The organism is Paenibacillus sp. 7541 (genome assembly GCF_002276395.1).
Lineage (GTDB): Bacteria > Bacillota > Bacilli > Paenibacillales > Paenibacillaceae > Paenibacillus_AQ > Paenibacillus_AQ campinasensis.
The window spans coordinates 82,487-102,687 of the sequence record NZ_NQLZ01000012.1 but is presented as its reverse complement, the minus strand read 5'-3'; the positions used below and the strand labels follow the sequence as shown (position 1 = coordinate 102,687).

The window sequence follows — 20,201 nt, the reverse complement described above, 5'->3', positions numbered from 1 at the left end:
TGTGTAAAAAGAACGTAAAAATGTTTTATGCTTGAAGTATTTTTATCCCTTTGCCATAATTTAGATATCGTATTTCTCGATAAAAAAAACTTACAGCATGGGAGAATGGTAATGTCTCGACGAAAAAAGATTCTCATCATCGAAGACGAAAAGGATATCTCTCGAATTCTGGCAGATTACCTGATAAAAAATAACTACGAGGCTGCTGTTGCCGGAAACGGTCAGGATGGGCTTACCATCCTAGACATGCTGGAACCGGACTATATCATCCTGGATATTATGCTCCCGGACATGGACGGCGTCGATCTGTGCCGCAAGATCCGGGAGAAGAACAATGTGCCGATCATGATCCTAAGCGCCAGAGGAAGCGACACGGATAAAGTGCTCGGTTTCGGCTTCGGGGCGGATGACTATATGACCAAGCCCTTTTCCATCACGGAGCTGCTGGCGCGCATCAATGCTTATTTCCGCAGATATGAAAGCGTCAGTACCGTCCATCAGGACCCGGATATTTTGCGTTTCGGGCATCTTGAAATCAACAAAAAAGCGTATATCGCCGCCGTAAACGGAGCTGAAGTGTCGCTGTCTGCCAAGGAATTTGAGCTGCTCTATCATTTAGCCTCCCACAAGAACCAGGTCTTCTCCAAATCCCAACTGCTGGATGCGGTATGGGGATATGACAACTACGGGGATGAGAATACCGTGACCGTGTATATCCGTCGGCTGCGGGAGAAGCTTGAAGCTGACCCGTCCAATCCCGTCTACCTCAAAACCGTATGGGGCGTAGGCTATAAATTCAGTGCAGACTAACCAACAGGAGGCAAGGCGACATGACATTAAAGGGCTGGACGAATAAAACGCTGACCATCGCATGGCTGCTGCTTGCAGCTCTGCTCGGTGGCAGCTTCTATCTGCTTTCCTATGCTCTATCAGACAGCAGGGACGCGGCTCCCCAAAGCGTCATTCATCAAGTGCGCCTGGCCGTCAATCCACTGATGCTCTATTTGGAGCAGCATCATGAACATATCGGGACGCTTGAAGTGCAGACCGAATTAAACCGTCTGGCGACCCAGCGTGAGATCGGGCTGGCTTATGTCGAATTGGACGGGTCTGTATCGTTCAGCTCAAACGCTCTTCCGCCCCTCCCGCAAGATAACATCAACCGTTTTCTGCGCTATGATATGTACTCCGGCCTGCACAACAACGGGCTGTTCCAGATCGCATTTCCTGTCATTGACGAAGGCTCCCTGCGTCAGGTGGGAAATGCCGTGTACTTCCTTCCGGAAGCCCAGGTGTTTCCCGCGCAGTCAGACTATCGGCCCATTGTTGCTTTTGCCGCTATCATGCTCGTGACCCTCTGCCTTATCTTGCTGCTCATCGTGATGAAACGGACCATTCACACCCACTTCATATCGCCAATTCTTGAGCTCAGGCTTCACGTTGAAGCCATCTTGAAGGGCAATTATGAACAACAGCCCAGCTATGCCAGCTTGAATGAAATGGGCGCATTGTATTCGATGTTTGACCAGATGCGAACTGAAATCATGTATTTAAGCATGCAAAGAATCCAGCAGGAAAAAGCACAGAAGGAACTCATCACCAACATTTCACATGAAATCAAAACACCAATTACCACGATCAAGGCCTACATTGACTCCATCCTGGAAGGCGTCTGTTCCGATACGGAAACGATGCTCGAGTATGTCGAAATTATGCGGACGCATACGGATAAAATGGCCAGGCTCGTCGAGGATCTCCTTCTTCAGACCCTGCAGGATCTGGGTCAAATTACCGTCGAACCCCGCGAGCAATACAGCCGGGAGGTTCTCCATAAGATTCTGAAGCCGATTGGCCACTATGTCCGCACGAACGAGCTGACCTACATCGGGCCTCAGGAAATCCCCAATGTATTGATCTATATTGATGCCATTCGGATTGAACAGGTCATATCCAACCTGGTGTCCAACGCGCTGAAACATACCCCGCCGAGCGGCTCGATCCGAATTGATGTTCAGCTTGAAGCCGGCATGCTGAAAGTGATCATCGCCGATACAGGCAGCGGAATTCGTCCGCAGGATATGCCTTTTGTTTTTGAGCGATATTTCCGGGGGAACCCGGGTTCTGCCCCGCAGCGCGGCACCGGCCTAGGACTGTCGATATGCAAAACCATTATCGAGGCACATGGCGGAACGATTTCTTTCACAAGCAAACACGGCGAAGGAACTACCTTCTATTTCACCCTGCCCCTATGTTAATTCCGCCTGTAATACTTTATTAATAACTTAATAAGCCTTCTGCAACATTCTGAAGGTAAAGTGGAGGAAAATAAAATAGGGGTGAGGGTATGGCCAAGACAGCGATTATAACGGCTAAAAATCTCAGTAAAACTTACAACAGCGGCAGCGAACAATATCACGCCATCCGTAATTTGGATCTGGAAATATATGAAGGAGATTTTACTGTCATTATGGGAAATTCCGGCTCCGGGAAGTCCACCCTGCTGTACATGCTCAGCGGGCTGGATAACGTAACGGCCGGCGAGGTTTATTTCCAGAATCAGCGCATCGACAATTTCACCGAGCAGGAGCTGTCTGATTTTCGCTCGAGAAGAATCGGCTACATCTATCAGAGCATCAATCTCGTTCCGGACCTGTCCATTCTGGATAACATTACTTTGCCTGGTTATATCGCCGGACAGAAGAAATCGAATATTAAGAAAAAAGCTGAAAGCCTCATGAAAGCGATGGGAATCGCAGGGCAAGGCAGCCGTCTGCCTGCTCAAACCTCCGGCGGGCAGCAGCAGCGTGCCGCCATTGCGAGAGCCTTGATTAACTCCCCGGATATCGTGTTTGCGGACGAACCGACGGGAAGCCTGAATTTTGAACACGGCCATGCGGTTCTTGACATCCTAACCGACATCAATCGCAACGGTCAATCCGTCGTTATGGTCACTCACGACATGAAAGCCGCTTGCCGGGCAGACCGGCTCATTTATATCCGCGACGGCAAAATTGGCGGCGTCCTGGAGTTTGATAAATACGATGCCCATGATACGCATGATCGGGAAGCGATGATTTTTGCGTTTGTAACAGGGAAGGAGTGATCGCATGGCCGCCATCTGGACGCTTTGCTGGTCACATATCCGGAAGAACAAAATTCAGAATCTGTTCATCCTTCTGCTCATTTTGCTGTCTACGTTGCTGGTGACAACGGCAACGATCATCATTGCCAATACAGGCAATATGTTCTTTGATATGCACAAGAAAACGAACGGCTCACATCAGATCATCATGCAGGAAAAGGGGCTCCATGATCCGCAGCTCGTCCATCAATGGTGGGAAGCCCAAGAAGGCGTATCCGTCTCCAAGCTGCTGCCATACCGGACCTTATCGGGCATCACCTACGATAACCAGAACATTCCGAACGCCTATCTGCATATGATGCAGACGCCGGAGCGCCCGTTTGTGGTGGATGATTTGGTTTTTGCAGAAGGAACAGAAAGTGCTTCGCCGGCCAAAGGCACCGTCTGGGTTCCTACCTCCATGGCCAATGCTTACGGAATGTCTGTCGGGGACACCGTCAGCTTTCATATCGGGTCCGGACAGCTGCCGCTCAGCATATCCGCAGTTGTCGTTGACGTTCCATTCGGCGCACCGTTCACCAATACGTCCCGCATCTGGATGAACACGGACGATTATCAGGAGCAGATCGCTCCGCTGCCTGGACAGGATGCTTACATGACGGGGTTGCGGTTTGACGACTATGACAGAAATGCAGCCTATTGGTCCGACTTTGAAGCCGCGCTCGGCGGGCCGTTCCTTGAGACCAAAATGGAGTTTGAGGCGATCTCCTCCTTCTACCTGATCATCGGTCAGATTGTCGGTTTCATCATGATTTTCCTCGGCCTGGTCATGATGCTGATTGCCTTGATTACTATCGGATTCACCATTTCGGATGCCGTTCTCGCCAATTACAAAACGATCGGCATTCTCAAGTCGCTGGGCATGACCTCCAGCAATACGATTGGAACCTATATGATGCAGTACGGCTTGCTGGCTTTCATCGCCGTCATCCCTGGACTTGCGCTCAGCCGCATGCTGTCCAAAATTGTGATCGGCATGTCGGTCTCCTCTTTGAGCACCAGCAATACGCAGATGGAGATTCGGGGATTGGATGCCGCCGTGCTTGTCGGTGTGTTCTTATTCGCGGTGGTCATCCTGTTTGTGGCGTTGTACGCACGAAAGGCCCGCCACGTCCAGCCTGTACAAGCGATACGCTTTGGCATGTCCGAGGCGAAGAGCAGCAAGTTCGCCCAAAGAATGAATGCCGATGGCACCAGCAAAATCGGGTTTGGCAACCTGCCTGTAATGGCTGTCCTCGGCATCAGAAATCTGATCAAGAACAGAAAAGGCTCTGTTCTGATGCTGATTCTAACGACGCTGGCTTCCTCTGTACTGGTGCTTGGGTTCATCGTTCTCAACAGCATTTTCGGCATTCAGCAAACCGCCGCCAAGTGGGGATATGATTCAGCCAACATCTCCGCCTTGGTCATTAATAAAATGACCTTCCCTCGCGAGCAATTTGAGCAGGCTGTTGCAAACGATCCAAGAATCAAGGATATCGGGTGGCAGGGCAATACAACGGCGATGATCGCCGATGAATCGGCCTCTGGATCCGCGGAGGGCAGCAGCCCGCTAAGCATCTATTTAAGCGTGCTGGACGGCAGCTACGAGCAGATGGGCTTTGACACCGTATCCGGATATAATCCGCACTACAAGAACGAAATTGCCCTCGGCGTCAACGTAGCACGAACGTTAAACAAAACGATCGGCGATACGGTCGATGTCTATATTGAAGGAAACAAGCAGACGCTGCTCATTACCGGCATCTATCAGGCGATCTCGAATTCTTCGTATTCCGCGCGCGTCACCATCGATGCTGCCAGAGCCGCCAATCCGTCCTTTGACCTGCTGGATGTTGCGTTTATAAATCTTCATGACGTGACCGAGGCGGATGGCGTTGTCAGCGATCTTAATGAGGCCTTCCAAGATTCGGCGTCTATCGTAACGCAGCAAACACTGCTCGACTCCGTCTTTACGGAAGCGGCCAACATTATGATCTACCCGATGAGCTTCATCGGATTGTTGTTTACCATCGTCACCTTCATCATTATCTATAGCACATGCCGGATCAATATCCGCAAGGAAAGCCGGAATTACGGCATCTATAAGTCACTTGGAATGACCTCCCGGCAGATACGGACGTCCATTACGCTCGGCATTGCCGCGCTTTCCATACTCGGCGCGCTGCTGGGGATCGTGATCGGCATCTATGGTCTTCCGAACCTGCTGCAGAGTATCCTCGTCGGCTACGGCATTGTGGAGCTACCTATGATCCTCCATTCTGGAGGAGTCGCTGCAATTGCATCCGTGAGTATTATCGCAGCAGCGCTTGGTGCGTGGGGAGCTTCCAAAGTGGTTCAGAAATCCTCTCCGCGCATCCTGGTGGTAGAATAACGGCTGCCTAGCCGTAAATAACAAGGAGCTGATGATCATGAATAAAAATATACAGAAGTTGCTGCTCGCCGCACTTGGTTCCATGCTTGTCCTTTCCGGCTGCGACAGTTCCCAAGGCGAAAGCAGCACAGCCGATGAAACGTCAAGCTCGGCTGCTAAGTGGTATGATCAGATGCTCAGCAACAGCGTGAGAGAAGATCTGAGTGTCATCATGGAGGATGGCATCACGGAAGCTGTGAAGATCGAAAATTCCGTAGGCAACATTGAGGTATCCGCAAGTCCGGATGATACGCTGAGTGTGAAGGCATCACTTCAAACCTCGAATAACCACCGGTACAAGACGATGATGGAAGAAATCGTCAAGGAAGCGGGCATTTCGGTACGGGTAGAAGGTGATCAGATGGTTGTTGTCGCCCACCCCCAGGGAGATCCGGAAACAGACTTATGGACTTGGGCCGAGCGAAAATTTGGAGACTCCAAATTCGGGATCAACTATGAAGTGCAGCTGCCTGCCAAAGTCACTCATTTCGATATTTCGACAGATGTCGGCGAAATCGGATTAAGTGGATTGGATGGCGAATACAACGTATTCAACAGCGTCGGTGTGATTCGCATCAACGAAGCGAACCTGAAGGGCAAATCCAGTGTGCAATCCGAGCTTGGCAACCTGCGTATTCAGCTCGACGGAATCGAGAGCGGAAGCGCCTTGAAAGCCACCACCGATGTCGGCACGATTACCGCCAAGCTTCCCCCGGATGCTTCATACAGCTTAAGAATTACAACGGATCTAGGGCGCGTCAGCGGAGCAAGCAAAGGAAAAAGCGATGTGAATGGCGGCGGTCCACTGATTACGCTGACCTCCTCCGTCGGCTCGATTACGGTAGAATAATCAGGATTACAGAAGCCGCTCCTACCATCGGAGCGGCTTTTGGTTACTTCCACTTTTTTCGAGCCCTTGCATGATTATCCCGTTTGGTCAGGCAGCAGAAACAGACAAGGTTAGTAAGAAGAAACAACCTATGGAGCTTGAGCCATGTAGGGATGCCCAATTTTTCAAATCGAATCAAGCAGATCGTTAGTAATCTCCATCCGCTGCTATTTACTTCATTTTTCTTTGTTCCTCCCTCTTGCTTCTGCTCCCTTCCCCGCTCCTATGCTCCCTGAATGAAAGGGATACTGATGCAAAGGCTGCATCATGACACTTTAATAGAGCACTTATGCTTGCCGTTTAGATTGTTCCCCGGTGGACTGGATTTATGGTACAGTAAACTAAAATGAACTGAGTCAGCGAAAGGAGCAGGACCGTGAAGGAACGGATTCCTGACATTCTTGCGTATATGCAAGCATCTGTCACACAAGATATCACCGTGGAACAAGTCGCCAACCATTTCGGTTACAGCAAGTATCATTTCAGCCGAGAATTCAAGCGTTTGACAGGATTTTCAGCAGCGGATTATTTGTCTTCATTAAAAGTCGAGTTCGCCAAACAGGCCCTGCTCCGGCATGAACATTCTGTGACTCATTCCGGATATGATGCAGGTTATTCCAGCATCGGCACGTTCTCTACCACATTCACAAGAAAAACCGGACTCTCTCCCCGCGAGTATAAGCAGCAAGTCGAAGCGCTTTACAGCGTGGCCAAGAAATGTGAAGAAACGGATGCAACGGTTATTGGCCATCACGAGGCCCCGCTTGCATCGGAAACAAGTCGATGTCTTGTGTCCGTCCGTTATCCCGAAGGCTACCAAGCCGGAGTTACGTTTGTAGGATTATTCCACAGCCCCATCCCCAATCACCGGCCGGTGGTCGGAGTCGCACTCACCAAGAAGCACACGCATCTTTTTGAACATATTCCAAACGGGACCTACTATCTCCTTGCATGTTCGATTGAGAAAACCTTCAATCCGATGCGTTACTTCGTACTGGATGATTGCTTGCGCGGCCGTGTGCAGCACCAAGTGCGTTTCCCCCAGGATCACAACCAAGCCTTTACAATCACGCTGCGTGAAGCCCTCCCGGAAGACCCGCCCATCGTGGTCAATGTCCTGAAGCTGCTCGCAGACTCATTAAAAAACCGCAATGCATGAGAAGTTATTCGCTCGTTTTTCTGTCAGTATGAACTTGTACTTCTATTTACAACAGAAAGGAATGGGATAACGATGGATATCGTCATTACGCCATATCTGATGCTGGACGGCAGGGCCCAGGAAGCCATTCAATTTTACCAGGAGCTCTTCGGTGCGGAAATCATTGGACAAGAGTATTTAAGGGACTGGCCTGGAGAAATGGGGATTGAGGTTACACCGGAGAATGAAGGACGCGTGATGCACGCTCACCTGAAAATCGGAAATTCCGAGATCATGCTGGCCGATTACCTTCCCGGCCAAACTCCGCAGCCCGGCTCTTCCATCAACTTAATGATCGTTGTTAAAGATGCCGAAACCGCGAGAAAACTCTTTTCCCTTTTGCAAAACGGTGGGAAGGAAATCATGCCGCTCCAGGAAACGGGATTTAGCCCGGCCACAGGTCAAGTCATCGATAAATTCGGGATTGAATGGCAGATTGTGACCGATCAACCCTCATGAAGAATTAACGATGTAGCGTACATGTCCACAAGCCCGTCTGCAATGGAGTCTCATCCCCTGTTTAACTAGGTGCAGACGATCTATCTTTTAATGGATGCATGATAAAAAGCCTTCAAACAACAGTCGAGCAATTTCTGTGTTTGAAGGCTTATATAATTATGGAGCCTAAAGGTAAACCGCCTGAAATATAATGCGTCTGAGCATCGAGGGGCAGCTGACTAATTTGCAGCCAGAACAAAGAGCTGTCCTTCCAAGTCGTCCTGTACGATCTGAAGACAGAGCCCTTTATCTTGAACTTTGATTCCTATGCATTATCGGTATGTTACCGCCCGAGTTCACCCACAAAAGTTGTAACGCTTTGCGCGGGAAGATGAGCCCAGAAATTGCGCCCTGTTACATTGAGAGATGTTCCTGGCTGGAGATTGCTATTGCTGCTCGTGATCCACCTTGATACCTGCGAAACCGATCCGTTTTGCAGGACAAAGTTCTGATTGACCCCAACGCTGCTCCGGTTAATCGCAACGATAACGATTTTGTTGTCACCTTTATAAGCTGATACGTAAACGTTGGATTCAGGATTTTTCGTGGCATCCACCCTGACATAGCCGGGGCGGACAAACTTGGAGAAATGAGCCATATTGTAGCCGCGTTTGCTGATCGTGCCATCCTCCTTCATCGGGCCGTAAGATCTGCGGATATACCACCATACGTAAGCTTGAAAATCGCCCTCTACCATCGCGTTGTGGATATGGTAAGACACATCCAGGGCTTCGGGCCAGCGATCCGCCGAGTTGTTGTCGCTGTTCGGATAGTATACCTCCGTCATCCAGAGATCTTTTCCCGCTCCTTTTTGTTTGAATAGCGGATAAGCGAAATTGCTGATCGGGGTCCCGTACAGATGAGCGCCGAGAATATCCATATTGGCAAGCGCCTGGGGATCATTCAAAATCGGATCCGACATATTTTTCAGATACTGGAACGATTCCGGCGCGATGACTCTCGTGTTGATCGATCCGGCATTTTCTTTCATAAACCGAAGCATTTCCTGCGGTGTCCACCATGTCCAGTCATGTGCATAATCGGGCTCGTTTTGGACGGATATCGCATACAGATCGACGCCATTGTTTCTCATGTACGTCACGAAATCGTTAAGATGCTGGGCATACGCGGCATATTTGTCGTATCGAAGTCGTTTTGCGGACACGCCGTTACGGTTGAAGGTCTCAATCATGTCGGCGGGCGGATTCCATGGCGAAGCAAAGACAATAGCTCCAAGAGCAATGGCTCGTTTGGCCGTCTCCAGCTCGCGGTACCATTGATTTCGGTCTTCATGCACGTAGATTCTTAGTATCGAGAAGCCTAACTGATTCGGCCCGTTCCCGAAAGCGGTCTCTCTCTGTGCTGCCGTCAAATCGCCGATCCATGCCGGGTGGTTAATGCCTCCGAAACCGCGAATCACTTGTTTCTCCGACGATACATTCACGACGGCGTCACTAGCTGCGGAAACATCACCAGGTACCGCCATAAGAGACAATGCAATGACAAGAGACAAACATGTACATAATGCTTTTTTAATCCATGAATTCATGAAAATGCTCCTCCCTAATAATTTTTGGTTTCGTGAATCAGAGCGTACTCGGTTGAATACCTATCCAGCTTGTCAATTCCACTCCATCGCTTGCTCCGCTAACAATCGGTTAATCGCCTTAGCTAAACAAACAGCACGCCGAGCGTCTTCCGTTCCCTTCTCGCATTTGACAATTTCGATAATCACAAGCGGAGATTCCATGGTGATTCCATGTTAAATACAATCCAATCACAGGTTGTAAATGATCCTTGGGACATTACAATTTGTTTTAAAAGGAGGCGATCTTCGCTTGGAGCTTGAATATCACCCTCATCTCGTACCGAATGTTTTTCTGTTCGTGGACCGCAAATGTTATCCGGATTGGAGAATTCAGAAGGCCCGCATCGGGTTTCACGATTTGACGTTCGTCGTTAATGGCCGGGCAAACTACTACATTGACGGCAAAAAATTTGCAGTTGAGGCGGGCGATCTGGTGTACGTACCCAGAGGAAGCGTACGGGAAGCCCATACCTTCAAGGAATCTCCCATGCATGCGTATCCTTTCAATTTTTTCTGGGCCGAGCCGCACAATCATATCCGGCTTCCGTTTGGCGTCGTTACGAAGAAATTGATCACCAAGGAGATTCTTGCCTACATCCGGGAGTTCAACCACGTGTGGATGAATAAACAACCGTTTTATATGATTCATGCCCGTGCATTGTTCGAACTCATTCTCCATCGGCTCCTTCACGGCATGCATCGCCAAACGATCATGCCTATCGATCCGCGAATCAAGAAGCTGACTTCCTTCATTGAAGAACACTATGCGGAAGACTTGTCGTTAAACGACTTTGCCGAGCAGTTCAACCTCCATCCCGTTTATTTAGGGAAACTATTCAAAAAGAATACCGGTTCGACCTACAAGGAATACCTGCAGCGGGTACGTGTCAATAATGCTGAAATCATGCTGATGGCCGGCGGCGTTACCGTGACGGAAGCCGCTGAATCCTGCGGCTTTCAAGATCTTTCCTATTTCAGCAAAGTGTTCAAGGAAGCGAAAGGCTATCCACCGTCTGCCGTTAAAAGGCATTGATCTAAAGTCGCTTCCATCTGTAACGCTGTACCTGACTCTTCCCTTCAATACGCCGGGAGGACTGGCCTAGATTCCTTTTGAGACCATGATTACTTTTTCCAAACCGCATCAATCGCCGCCTGGAACGGCCCTTTATATTTCTCGACGACCGTCGATACCGGGATGCCTTCCATGATTTCCCCTATAAATTCGTAATATGGCATGGATGGGTATCCGCTCTCGGTATCAATCACTTTAATGCTCTCACCGGCCAGCTTGGCATTCTGAATATCGTCCTCGTTGCTGAATAAAGTCTCCAGCGTAGATTGTTTCGGATAGTCGTAGATCGAGTCGATATCGTTGATTTTCTCGTAGATATACACCAGACGTTCGGGATGCTCTACGGCGCTTGGAATCGTCAGGTAATTCGGGATCGTATTATGCGAATGATAGCTTGATGCGCTTGGCCCTCTCGGAAATGGGAGAAATCCGATATCGTAATCCGGCATGTCCTGCTTGAAGTTTTCCATTTCATAATCGCTGCCTGCAACCATCAATGTGTTGCCTTGGCGAAAAAATTGGCCCGGCTCGGTCCAGTCTCCCCCTTCCGTTGGCCTCCCCACCGACTCGGTTGCGAGACGCGACAAGAAGTTCAGCACTTCCAAGGTTTTGGGATCCTCGAGTCCTTGTTGATCGAGAATGACCAGATTCGCTTCGTTCGAGGCCATGGCAGGAACCAGCAAGGAAGCGGATGCAAGACCCCAAATATCTAACTTGCCGTCGTTATTGGAATCTTTGTTTGCTTCTTTCGCGACCTGAATGAACGTCCCCCAGTTCCAGTTGTCTTCGTTGACGTAGTCCTGCAGTGGCTTCATGCCCAATTGATTCATTAACGTGCGGTTATAGAAAATGCCGGATGACGCGCCGTTAATGCCGGTCCTGAACCCGTAGCCCCTTCCTTCGTATTGGGAGTACTCGTTCGTGTACTGCTGGATAAATACCTTCTCATTCTTCGTGTATTCATCCACCGGCGCGAACAATCCTTGATTGACCAGCGTCGGAATCATCCATGGCCGCGCTACCCGGATGATGTCGCCGATCGGTTCGCCCGCCACCAGCGAGGCTGTCACCTTATCCTGGTACTCGCCGAAATCCACGACTACGTATTCCATTTTGAAATTATGTTTTTTCATCAGCTCTTCCAAGTTATGTTTCCGTTCAATGTTGTCAGGGTTGTCTTCCTGGATGGACTCGTCATACCAGGACACCCATTTGATGGTGCGGCCGCCCATATCAAAATCCATCTCAGACGTACCGGTTAATACTCCCTGGCTGCTTGAATCGTTTGTCGGCTGCTCGTTTGTCGCTTCCGCAGGCGCGTTGACGGCCTCTTCCGCTTTGTCGGGGTCGACTGTCTTCGCATCACCTCCCAGGCTGCTGCTGCATGCCGTCATGATCACCAGAATCAGACTGCATAACAGCAGACTGATTTTACGCATCCACATGCGCTATTTCCCCCCCTTAATGGCTGCATGAATATGCAGCGCTTTCATTTTGATGCTCACCAAGATCATATAACTGCTTACGAAAACGAACCATAGAGAAACTAAACATGATTTGTAAATATTAAAAAGCGCGTTACCAGTTAAACTGGATACTAATTCTCCTTCTCCACGTATAAAAACCCACTGATCTTTTTATACACAGCGGGTTAAAAAACCGAGAAACTAATCGGAAACCAAAAAATCGTACATGAAGGGCGTGCCCTTTATGTACGATTTGGAAGCAAAATCTACTGTCCTTTGTATCACAAGTAAGAGACTTGAGCTATCACTAAACTTCAGGATGGCCGAACGATAAAGCTTATCCCTTGGATCCCTGATCCATTCCTTGTGTGTCTTTCATAACAGATTCGCCTTCTACATCAATGTTGGGCAAGATACGATCCAACCATTTTGGCAAATACCAGGAACTCTTCCCAAAGATCGTCATGATCGCCGGAACAAGGGTCATACGTACGATAAAGGCATCAACCAGAATTCCAAAGGAAAGTGCCAGTCCCATGGACTTGATGATTGGATCCTCGGCCAAAATAAAGCTGGCAAATACGGCAATCATGATCAGCCCTGCTGCTGTAACCACCGGACCGCTATGTGTGATTCCGTTTTTTACGGATTGGCGTGCATCGCCCGTATTTGTGTACTCTTCGCGCATCCTACTGACAAGGAATACTTCATAATCCATAGCAAGACCAAACAGAATGCCTGTTACAAGGATCGGCAGAAAGCTTAGTACAGGGCCAGGTTCGGGAATGCCGAACAGGCTCGCAAGATAACCGTCTTGTATAACCCATACAATAAAGCCCAGAGTAGCTCCTAGCGTAAACAAGAACCCAATTACGGCTTTTATCGGTACAAGCACGGAACGAAATACGAGCATGAGAAGCACGAAGGCAAGACCAACGATCAGCAGCGCAAACTTAGGCAACGCTTCAGCAAGCTTTTCGGAAATATCGATGTTAACCGCTGTTCCGCCTGTGACCATGATTTCTAAATGGCTGTCCTTATTGATCTGGTCTGCCTTGTCCCGAATTGTCTTTACAAGCTCGGTCGTACGAATATCATGTGGACCCGTCTCCGGCAGCAAATTGATGATAGCCGTCTCCCCCGAAGGACTTGGAATGGCTGGCGATACACTTGCTACATTTGGCAGTTCTTTTATATATGCCGTTGCCTTTTCAATATCCGTTTGAGCATCTGCACTCCCTTTAGCTCTTGCCACAATTACAAGAGGTCCATTAAATCCTTCTCCGAATCCCTCGGCTAGCAGATCATAGCCGCGGCGCTCCGTCGTATCGGTAGACTTCAAGCCATTGTCTGGCAACCCAAGCTCCATGTGGAGAAACGGTACGGTGCATGTGATCAGAATGGCAATGCATAGAATGGATGTAAGCCAAGGCTTTCTCGTTACGACCTTGCCCCAACGACTACCGCCGACCTTCTCCTTTTTACTCCCTGACCATCTCCGAAGCCATTTATTCTCACGTGAAGGACTGATCCGCTCCCCTGCAGCTCCCAATACGGCCGGTACAAATATAACGGCGATCAATACTGCGAATAGTACACTAACCGCTGCGGCGAGACCCATCATGGTAATAAACGGAATCTGTACAACGGACAACCCCACCAGAGCTATGATAACGGTTAATCCCGCAAATACAACCGAACTTCCGGCCGTAGCATTGGCCTGCGCAATTGCCGTATGACGGTCGTATCCTTCTGCCAGTTGCTGGCGATACCTGGAAACGATAAACAAAGCGTAATCGATGCCTACGGCCAAAGTGAGCATGACGGCAAGCGTAATCGAGAAAGATGACATCGATATAAAGTTGGAGCCGATGATGATGGTCATTAATCCAATGCCAAGACCGATGACGGCCGTCAAAATCGGAAGACCAGCAACAAGGAACGATGTAAAGGTGAATGCCAGAATCATAAAGGCAATCAGGATTCCGATTACTTCAGAGATTGCACCGATTTCAATTTCCGAGAATGCCACGCTGCCTGCGAGCTCTGTCTGAATCCCTTTCCCGCGTAAGGATTCCACAATTCCCAGAACATGCTCTTTTGAGTGCTCTCCAACCTCGTTTGCCGGCTGAACATACGTTATATCGGCATATCCGATCTTTTTGTCTGGGCTTATCGTCATTGCGTCGTATGGACTCAACACGGATTTTACGAACGAATCCTTTTGGACGTCCTCCAAAGCCTGAAGAATCCATTTCTTACTGATGTCTGATTCAAGGGTGCCATCATCGGCTTTAAAAACCAACCTTATCTGACCACCGTCATCGGACGACGGAAATTCTTCTTTTAAAATGTCAGCGGCCTGGTCTGATTTGGTGCCAGGTATGGTCATCTCCCCCGTAAAGGAAGTTCCCAGGCTAAGCCCCAAGGTCGCGAGCAATATAAGCAGTGCGAATCCTCCAATAATTACCGATTTCCTTTTCCTCGCAGACCATGCACCGAGGCGATATAACCATTTTGCCATAACTCTATTTCTTCCCCTTTCATCAAGCAGTAATCGAGAGGAATTGCCTGCAGGACAACCTCTTTACCCGATCATATCGAATAACGGATCAAAAAAAATCGTACAAAAGGGCATGCCCTACATGTACGATCGGGAAGAAAAAATATGGACTGGTGGTCATCATACATCCAATTCGGAAACTTCCTTGTCATATTCTCGTTCCGTTTCTTCATAATGAAACAAAGGATTCCACACTTGTGCAAAGAAGGGATCTACGACACAATAAAAAAATCGTACGATAGGGTCTCCTATGGTACGACCAGGCAGATAGAGAAGTATGGGCAGACCAAGGCTAAGTGCGATGTCTTACAATTGAAGAATTCCTTTTTCGATTGATACAGCTACCGCCTCCGACCGCGAGTCGACTCCCAGTTTGTTATAAATATTGGTTAGATGAGCTTTCACCGTTCTTTCCGATATTCCCAAGTCCGAGGCGATTTCCTTATTTCGCGCCCCTCTTGCTATCGCTTGTAAAATGATTCGCTCTTTCGGAGTGACCTGGTAAGATGATTCGGGCACTAATGAGGATTTCCGATCCTGGCGGAATGCAAACACTCTTGACGTAATTTCAGGTTGCAGCAGCGTCTCGCCACGCAAGGCAGACTGGAGCGTTCGAAACAAGTTATCTCTGCTTGTATCCTTCAGCAGATATCCTTTGGCGCCTAGGGCTAGAGCATTCATCATCAGCTCGTCCTCATTATAAGTCGTCAAGATGATCACCGGTATTTCCAATTGGAGCTCTTTCATCTTTTCCAGCGTGCCCAGACCGTCCAATCCACCAGGCATATTCAGGTCTAACAAAATGATGTCCGGCTCGGCTTCCTTGATCAGGCCTATCGCCGACTCTCCCTCTTCGGCTTCGCCGATGACTTCATACTGCTCATCCGTTTCCAGAATCATTTTCAATCCTTCCCGTACCACCCAATGGTCGTCCACAATCAGTATCTTATGTTTCATGATCTTATCCGCCTTCCGATTCCTTTTTCTGTAATAAAATCTGAATACAAGTACCTGTTCCCGTATTCAGAATGTTTACATGCCCGCCAATCAACCGAACACGCTCCTTTATGCCGATAAGCCCATAGTGTCCCGCTTGGTTACCGATGATGTCCGGATTAAATCCGATACCGTTATCCCGAATCGTCATACGGAAGTTCCCATCGGTAGTGTCTTCCATTTGAACGATAACATCGGTTGCCTCGGCATGCTTTGCGATATTCGTTAATGCTTCTCGTAGTACATAGAGAAGATGCTCCATTGTCTTCCCGGACAAGCGCATCTTAACGGCATTATTTAGCTTTACTGGAGTGCCTGTTGCAGAGGAAAATCGATGAATCTCACTCTTCACTGCATCCTGCCAATCAAGTTCAGGCAGCGTCCGAGCACGCAAATCATCAATGGCATTCCTTGCATCAGCCAACGTTCGTCTGGCCTGACTCATCGATTTATTAACTATTTCCTTGGCACGCTCCAAGTTCCCTCTATTCAGATGCGCTTCAGTCGCTTCAAGTTGCATAATGAGCCCCGCCAGCCCCTGTGCAAGCGTGTCATGAAGATCTCTTGCCATTCGTTGCCTTTCGTTGGCGATAGTAAGTTGTTCGACTTGATCATGAGCTTGCTTTAAGTCCTTCAGAAAAAATTCGGTCCGCATCCGAGATTCAACTTGCCTGTAAAATAATATTGCATACGATATGATGATAATGGTCATAAAGATCATCAACGCAATGAATAACAATATATCATTGGACCACTGCGTATTTAAAGTAAATATGCAAAAACAAGCGTACAGAATCCCGAAAATCATGGATACAATGATTAACCTACGATAGATAGCCAAGCACTGACCAATTAATACGGGTAGCAGCCCGATCAACAGCGCTGGCATACCATCAGGCATCAAAAGGGCTGTACTGAAAATTAAAACGCCCTGGACGGTGACGTAAAGTAATCGAGAGACGGATACGACGACCTTCACATGCCAGTACAACAACACATGGACGGCAATCATAACAAGGAAATAAATGGTCGGAACAATGACAGGATTGACGATCGTCTGCAACGTTATGGTTGCTGTGGTTACGAGAAGAACCCACAATACGATAGGGATCCTTGCGGCCGTTAAGGTAGTTTCTTTTCCAATCCAATTAGCGTTTAACTCCATTCTCTTCTCCTATCTTCATGATATATATCTGCAAGTTCTTAATGTCAGTCTTTTCTATGATAGGGACAATCCTTCCACACGAACATGAACCGCAGCAACCGTAAGACCGCTTAATTGTTCGATAGCTTCGCGGACGTTACGCTGTAAACCATGGCATACCTCGTGGATCTTCAACCCGTGTTGAACAATAATTCTCAGTTCAACTGAAACCGTTGCATCTGAGATTTTTACTTGAATTCCCTTCATCATCCTTTTGCCGCTTAAATGCTTAACTGCCCCGTCCACAAGGCCAGCGGTCATCGATACAATACCATCTGTTGCTTTCGCTGCTGTTCCGGCAATCTTCGAAATAACCTGATCCGTTATGTTTATTCTCCCTATGGATGTGTGCAATGTCATATGAGTACCCCCATCTGAATATGGATTGCAAATTAATCGGTTGTGCCATTCACTGTGATAACCTTCTTTATTATTCATTATACATGATCGATTCGGACTAGATATCGTACATAAGGGCAGATTACGTCGTACCATAGGGCAATAGTAAACGAGATACGAGTGAAAAGGAGTGTCGCATCTGAACACGCCTTCGGGATTCTATGCGCGCGCCGAGGCTACATTTGCCAAATTTCTTTTGCAAGCCCGACAACAGTCTGAATCATTATGCCTACGGTGCGGTGGTCAGTTGGCTATTCGAAACCGTGGCTGGCATAACCGTCCTCCCAAAAAGAAACCCGGTTCATACTTAAACCACAACAGCGGAATTGAAATTGCAGAACGATTCCAGAATACTGCAGCCGGGAAGGCACGAGATCCTAGCGGCAGTAAATTAAGAGGTACTCGCCACTGCGAACAAAATGAATAGCTGTCATAAAAAACATACAAAACGACTCGATATTTTCATTCGAGTCGTTGTTTAGGCTTACAGCAAAAGCCCACATTCATTCAATTGATTTCGCTGCCACGCCTTGTACCGACCTGCCTAAACTTGCGGCGATACCACCGCGGACGATCCGCTCTTGCGGGACATGCTGCGCTGGGCGGCAATCAGCTTATAATAGATGCCCCGCTTCTCCATCAATTCGCGATGCGTGCCGATTTCCGCGATCCGCCCCTTGTCGAGAACGACAAGTCGATCGGCATTGCGCAGTGTAGAGAGACGATGCGCGATCGCGATCGTCGTGCGATTCTTCGTCACCCGCTTCAGTGCCTCCTGGATGGCCGCTTCCGTCTCGATATCTAGCGAGGCCGTCGCCTCGTCCAGAATGAGGATTCGGGGATCGTTCAGCACGGCGCGGGCGATCGCTATGCGTTGTCGCTCGCCTCCCGACAAATTGTTCCCGTTCTCTTCGAGCCTCGTGTCGTAACCGTCGGGCAAGTTGATAATAAAATCATGCGCGTTGGCGATTTTGGCCGCCTCGATTACTTCTTCCGGTTTCGCGCCCGGCTTCGAGTATTGAATATTCTCCGCAATCGTCCCGCTGAACAGGAAGGTCTCCTGCAACACAACGCCGATCTGCGAGCGCAAATCCTCCTGCCGGATCATCCGGATATCGATGCCATCGATCCGTATCTCCCCTTCATTGACATCATAAAAACGGGAAATCAGGTTGATCGTCGTCGATTTGCCCGAACCGGAATGACCGACAAGACCGATCATTTCCCCCGGCTTCACGGTGAGGTTGATTTCCTTCAGAACAGGCTCATACGATCGGTAACCAAAAAAAACGCCCGAGAACTCGATCGAGCCCCGAATCCGGTGCCCCACTGCGTCCTTTGCATCGATGACTTCCGGCTGTTCGTCGATCACCGAGAATACGCGATGCATCGAAATGACGGCATTCGCAATCCAGCGCGGCATGAACATCAACCAGGAGATCGGCCCGAATATCATTGCCGCATAGGCACTGAACTGGATCAGCTCGCCTACGTTCATTTCCCGGCCGATAATCATGTAACAGCCGATCATGAGAACGAGATATTGCCCGATCTGAATCAAATAATTTGAGATAGGCGATAAAATGCTGTACAACTTCTCGCTCTTGATCGCGGCAGCGGCGAATTCACCGTTGTATTCCCGAAATCTGCGGATCTCCCGCTCTTCCTGGCCGAACGCCTTGACGACCCGAATGCCGCTCAGGACATCATGAAGGAACGAGTTCGCCTTGTCGGAGATGCGCCACTGCTTGTGAAACAGCTTGTGCAGCACGTGTCTCCAAATATAGTAGTGCAAATAAGCAACGAATGGCGCCGGAAGCAGCACGATCAGCGCCAGCCGCCAATCCGCCGAAAAGAGCAGCGTCGCTGAAGCGATCAGGATGATCAGTTGGTAGATGGCCGTCGTGCACATCTCCTGAATCAAATGACGGATGCGGTCCGTATCGGCCGTCACCCTGTTCATCAGGTCACCCGCCCGCTGCGACGTCAAAAATCCGAGCGACATACTCTGAATCCGATCGAATACCGTTTTGCGCAAATCGGCCGCAATGCCCGAACTGACGCTGGCCATGATCCGATTTCTGGCGATGCCGAGCAGCTCGCCGAAGGCCAGGGTGAACAGCATCCCCGCCAGCGCAAGGATGAACACTCTAACGCTCGCTTCTTGCCCGGCAGGGGGCACCAGCGCAGCGTTGACGAGCAGCTTCTGGAAATAAGGTCCCGCCAGCGCCAGCGCCGAAGCGGCGATCAGGACGCCAAGACCGAGCATCAAGCTACGCCAGTGACTTCTCGATACAAGAAGCAGTCGTTTGAAAGCGGCTGCTTTGCTCATACAGCGGGGACATACCCGCGTACCCGGGACGAGCGATCGCCCGCATGCTGCACAAACCGGGTCCGCTTCGTCATGATAAATCCGGACGGGGCGACTGGCGGCCATGTCGTTCAAGATTTGGGCGATATAGCCGTACCTTGCCGCATGCTGCATCGTCACCCTGACGATGATTCGCTTCGTCTCGTTCTCCGTGGCTTCGAGCACCGCATTGCCAACGAACGGCATCAGCTTGTAATCGCTGGCCTCCGCGATGTCCCCGTGATCCCGCACCTGGCCGTCTTGCACATACGCCCACCTGCCGCCGCCGATCGCCAGATAGCCCTCCACCCGCCGTCCTTCCAGCGACAGGTCGGCCGGGACGCAATAAGCGATCTCCCCTCCGACGATTTGGCGTACCGCCGCTAGATCCTGATCTGAGAGCGTGAAATTCAAATTCATCGA

Annotated in this window: 15 protein-coding genes; 8 read left to right on the top strand and 7 right to left on the bottom strand. The window is 49.4% G+C overall.

Annotation, left to right across the window (positions count from 1 at the left end; all coding sequences use genetic code 11):
- Positions 1 to 111: 111 nt before the first annotated feature.
- From CHH75_RS08030 to CHH75_RS08000, 7 genes are all read left to right on the top strand, one after another.
- The gene (locus CHH75_RS08030) at positions 112 to 810 is read left to right on the top strand and encodes a response regulator transcription factor (protein ID WP_095397910.1); all 699 of its coding nucleotides are present in this window, start codon (positions 112 to 114) and stop codon (positions 808 to 810) included.
- Between the two features lie 20 nt (positions 811 to 830).
- On the top strand, positions 831 to 2,255 hold the full coding sequence (locus CHH75_RS08025; protein ID WP_095397909.1) for a HAMP domain-containing sensor histidine kinase: 1,425 nt from the start codon (positions 831 to 833) through the stop codon (positions 2,253 to 2,255).
- A gap of 89 nt (positions 2,256 to 2,344) precedes the next feature.
- Positions 2,345 to 3,103 carry an ABC transporter ATP-binding protein gene (locus CHH75_RS08020; protein ID WP_095397908.1) on the top strand — a complete coding sequence of 253 codons (759 nt, stop codon included), beginning with the start codon at positions 2,345 to 2,347 and terminating at the stop codon, positions 3,101 to 3,103.
- Positions 3,104 to 3,107: 4 nt separating this feature from the next.
- Positions 3,108 to 5,516, top strand: a complete 2,409-nt coding sequence (locus CHH75_RS08015; RefSeq protein ID WP_095263851.1) for an ABC transporter permease — start codon at positions 3,108 to 3,110, stop codon at positions 5,514 to 5,516.
- Between the two features lie 37 nt (positions 5,517 to 5,553).
- On the top strand, positions 5,554 to 6,405 hold the full coding sequence (locus CHH75_RS08010; protein ID WP_095263850.1) for a DUF4097 family beta strand repeat-containing protein: 852 nt from the start codon (positions 5,554 to 5,556) through the stop codon (positions 6,403 to 6,405).
- Positions 6,406 to 6,820: 415 nt separating this feature from the next.
- Positions 6,821 to 7,603, top strand: coding sequence for a helix-turn-helix transcriptional regulator (locus tag CHH75_RS08005; protein WP_095263849.1), 783 nt, complete (start codon positions 6,821 to 6,823; stop codon positions 7,601 to 7,603).
- A gap of 72 nt (positions 7,604 to 7,675) precedes the next feature.
- Positions 7,676 to 8,101 (top strand): VOC family protein, encoded by a 426-nt coding sequence (locus tag CHH75_RS08000; RefSeq protein ID WP_095263848.1) that lies wholly within the window; start codon positions 7,676 to 7,678, stop codon positions 8,099 to 8,101.
- Positions 8,102 to 8,423: 322 nt separating this feature from the next.
- Here the strand turns inward: CHH75_RS08000 and xynC are convergent, their stop codons facing one another.
- A complete protein-coding gene (xynC, locus tag CHH75_RS07995) occupies positions 8,424 to 9,689 on the bottom strand; it encodes a glucuronoarabinoxylan endo-1,4-beta-xylanase XynC (protein WP_095263847.1) in 1,266 nt (421 codons plus the stop codon).
- A 289-nt stretch (positions 9,690 to 9,978) separates the two neighbouring features.
- On the opposite strand from xynC, the gene CHH75_RS07990 reads away from it, so the two are divergent.
- The gene (locus CHH75_RS07990) at positions 9,979 to 10,761 is read left to right on the top strand and encodes a helix-turn-helix transcriptional regulator (protein WP_095263846.1); all 783 of its coding nucleotides are present in this window, start codon (positions 9,979 to 9,981) and stop codon (positions 10,759 to 10,761) included.
- 89 nt (positions 10,762 to 10,850) lie between these two features.
- On the opposite strand, the gene CHH75_RS07985 is transcribed toward CHH75_RS07990, so the two are convergent.
- From CHH75_RS07985 to CHH75_RS07955, 6 genes are all read right to left on the bottom strand, one after another.
- The gene (locus CHH75_RS07985; RefSeq protein ID WP_095263845.1) at positions 10,851 to 12,245 is read right to left on the bottom strand and encodes an ABC transporter substrate-binding protein; all 1,395 of its coding nucleotides are present in this window, start codon (positions 12,243 to 12,245) and stop codon (positions 10,851 to 10,853) included.
- A 358-nt stretch (positions 12,246 to 12,603) separates the two neighbouring features.
- Positions 12,604 to 14,790 carry an MMPL family transporter gene (locus CHH75_RS07980; protein WP_095263844.1) on the bottom strand — a complete coding sequence of 729 codons (2,187 nt, stop codon included), beginning with the start codon at positions 14,788 to 14,790 and terminating at the stop codon, positions 12,604 to 12,606.
- 345 nt (positions 14,791 to 15,135) lie between these two features.
- Positions 15,136 to 15,786, bottom strand: coding sequence for a response regulator (locus CHH75_RS07970; RefSeq protein WP_095263842.1), 651 nt, complete (start codon positions 15,784 to 15,786; stop codon positions 15,136 to 15,138).
- Between the two features lie 4 nt (positions 15,787 to 15,790).
- Positions 15,791 to 16,990: a sensor histidine kinase gene (locus tag CHH75_RS07965; protein WP_095263841.1), complete on the bottom strand. Its 1,200-nt coding sequence runs from the start codon at positions 16,988 to 16,990 to the stop codon at positions 15,791 to 15,793.
- Positions 16,991 to 17,044: 54 nt separating this feature from the next.
- Entirely contained in the window at positions 17,045 to 17,389 is a 345-nt protein-coding gene (locus tag CHH75_RS07960) for an Asp23/Gls24 family envelope stress response protein (RefSeq protein ID WP_095263840.1), read from the bottom strand.
- Positions 17,390 to 17,972: 583 nt separating this feature from the next.
- The gene (locus tag CHH75_RS07955; protein ID WP_095397907.1) at positions 17,973 to 20,198 is read right to left on the bottom strand and encodes an ABC transporter ATP-binding protein; all 2,226 of its coding nucleotides are present in this window, start codon (positions 20,196 to 20,198) and stop codon (positions 17,973 to 17,975) included.
- Positions 20,199 to 20,201: the final 3 nt, after the last annotated feature.

Bases quoted from the DNA above. Each gene is read 5' to 3' on its own strand.
- CHH75_RS08030 (WP_095397910.1), top strand. From the start codon at position 112: ATGTCTCGACGAAAAAAGATTCTCATCATCGAAGACGAAAAGGATATC.
- CHH75_RS08025 (WP_095397909.1), top strand. From the start codon at position 831: ATGACATTAAAGGGCTGGACGAATAAAACGCTGACCATCGCATGGCTG.
- CHH75_RS08020 (WP_095397908.1), top strand. From the start codon at position 2,345: ATGGCCAAGACAGCGATTATAACGGCTAAAAATCTCAGTAAAACTTAC.
- CHH75_RS08015 (WP_095263851.1), top strand. From the start codon at position 3,108: ATGGCCGCCATCTGGACGCTTTGCTGGTCACATATCCGGAAGAACAAA.
- CHH75_RS08010 (WP_095263850.1), top strand. From the start codon at position 5,554: ATGAATAAAAATATACAGAAGTTGCTGCTCGCCGCACTTGGTTCCATG.
- CHH75_RS08000 (WP_095263848.1), top strand. From the start codon at position 7,676: ATGGATATCGTCATTACGCCATATCTGATGCTGGACGGCAGGGCCCAG.
- xynC (WP_095263847.1), bottom strand. From the start codon at position 9,689: ATGAATTCATGGATTAAAAAAGCATTATGTACATGTTTGTCTCTTGTC.
- CHH75_RS07985 (WP_095263845.1), bottom strand. From the start codon at position 12,245: ATGTGGATGCGTAAAATCAGTCTGCTGTTATGCAGTCTGATTCTGGTG.
- CHH75_RS07980 (WP_095263844.1), bottom strand. From the start codon at position 14,790: ATGGCAAAATGGTTATATCGCCTCGGTGCATGGTCTGCGAGGAAAAGG.
- CHH75_RS07970 (WP_095263842.1), bottom strand. From the start codon at position 15,786: ATGAAACATAAGATACTGATTGTGGACGACCATTGGGTGGTACGGGAA.
- CHH75_RS07965 (WP_095263841.1), bottom strand. From the start codon at position 16,990: ATGGAGTTAAACGCTAATTGGATTGGAAAAGAAACTACCTTAACGGCC.
- CHH75_RS07960 (WP_095263840.1), bottom strand. From the start codon at position 17,389: ATGACATTGCACACATCCATAGGGAGAATAAACATAACGGATCAGGTT.
- CHH75_RS07955 (WP_095397907.1), bottom strand. From the start codon at position 20,198: ATGAATTTGAATTTCACGCTCTCAGATCAGGATCTAGCGGCGGTACGC.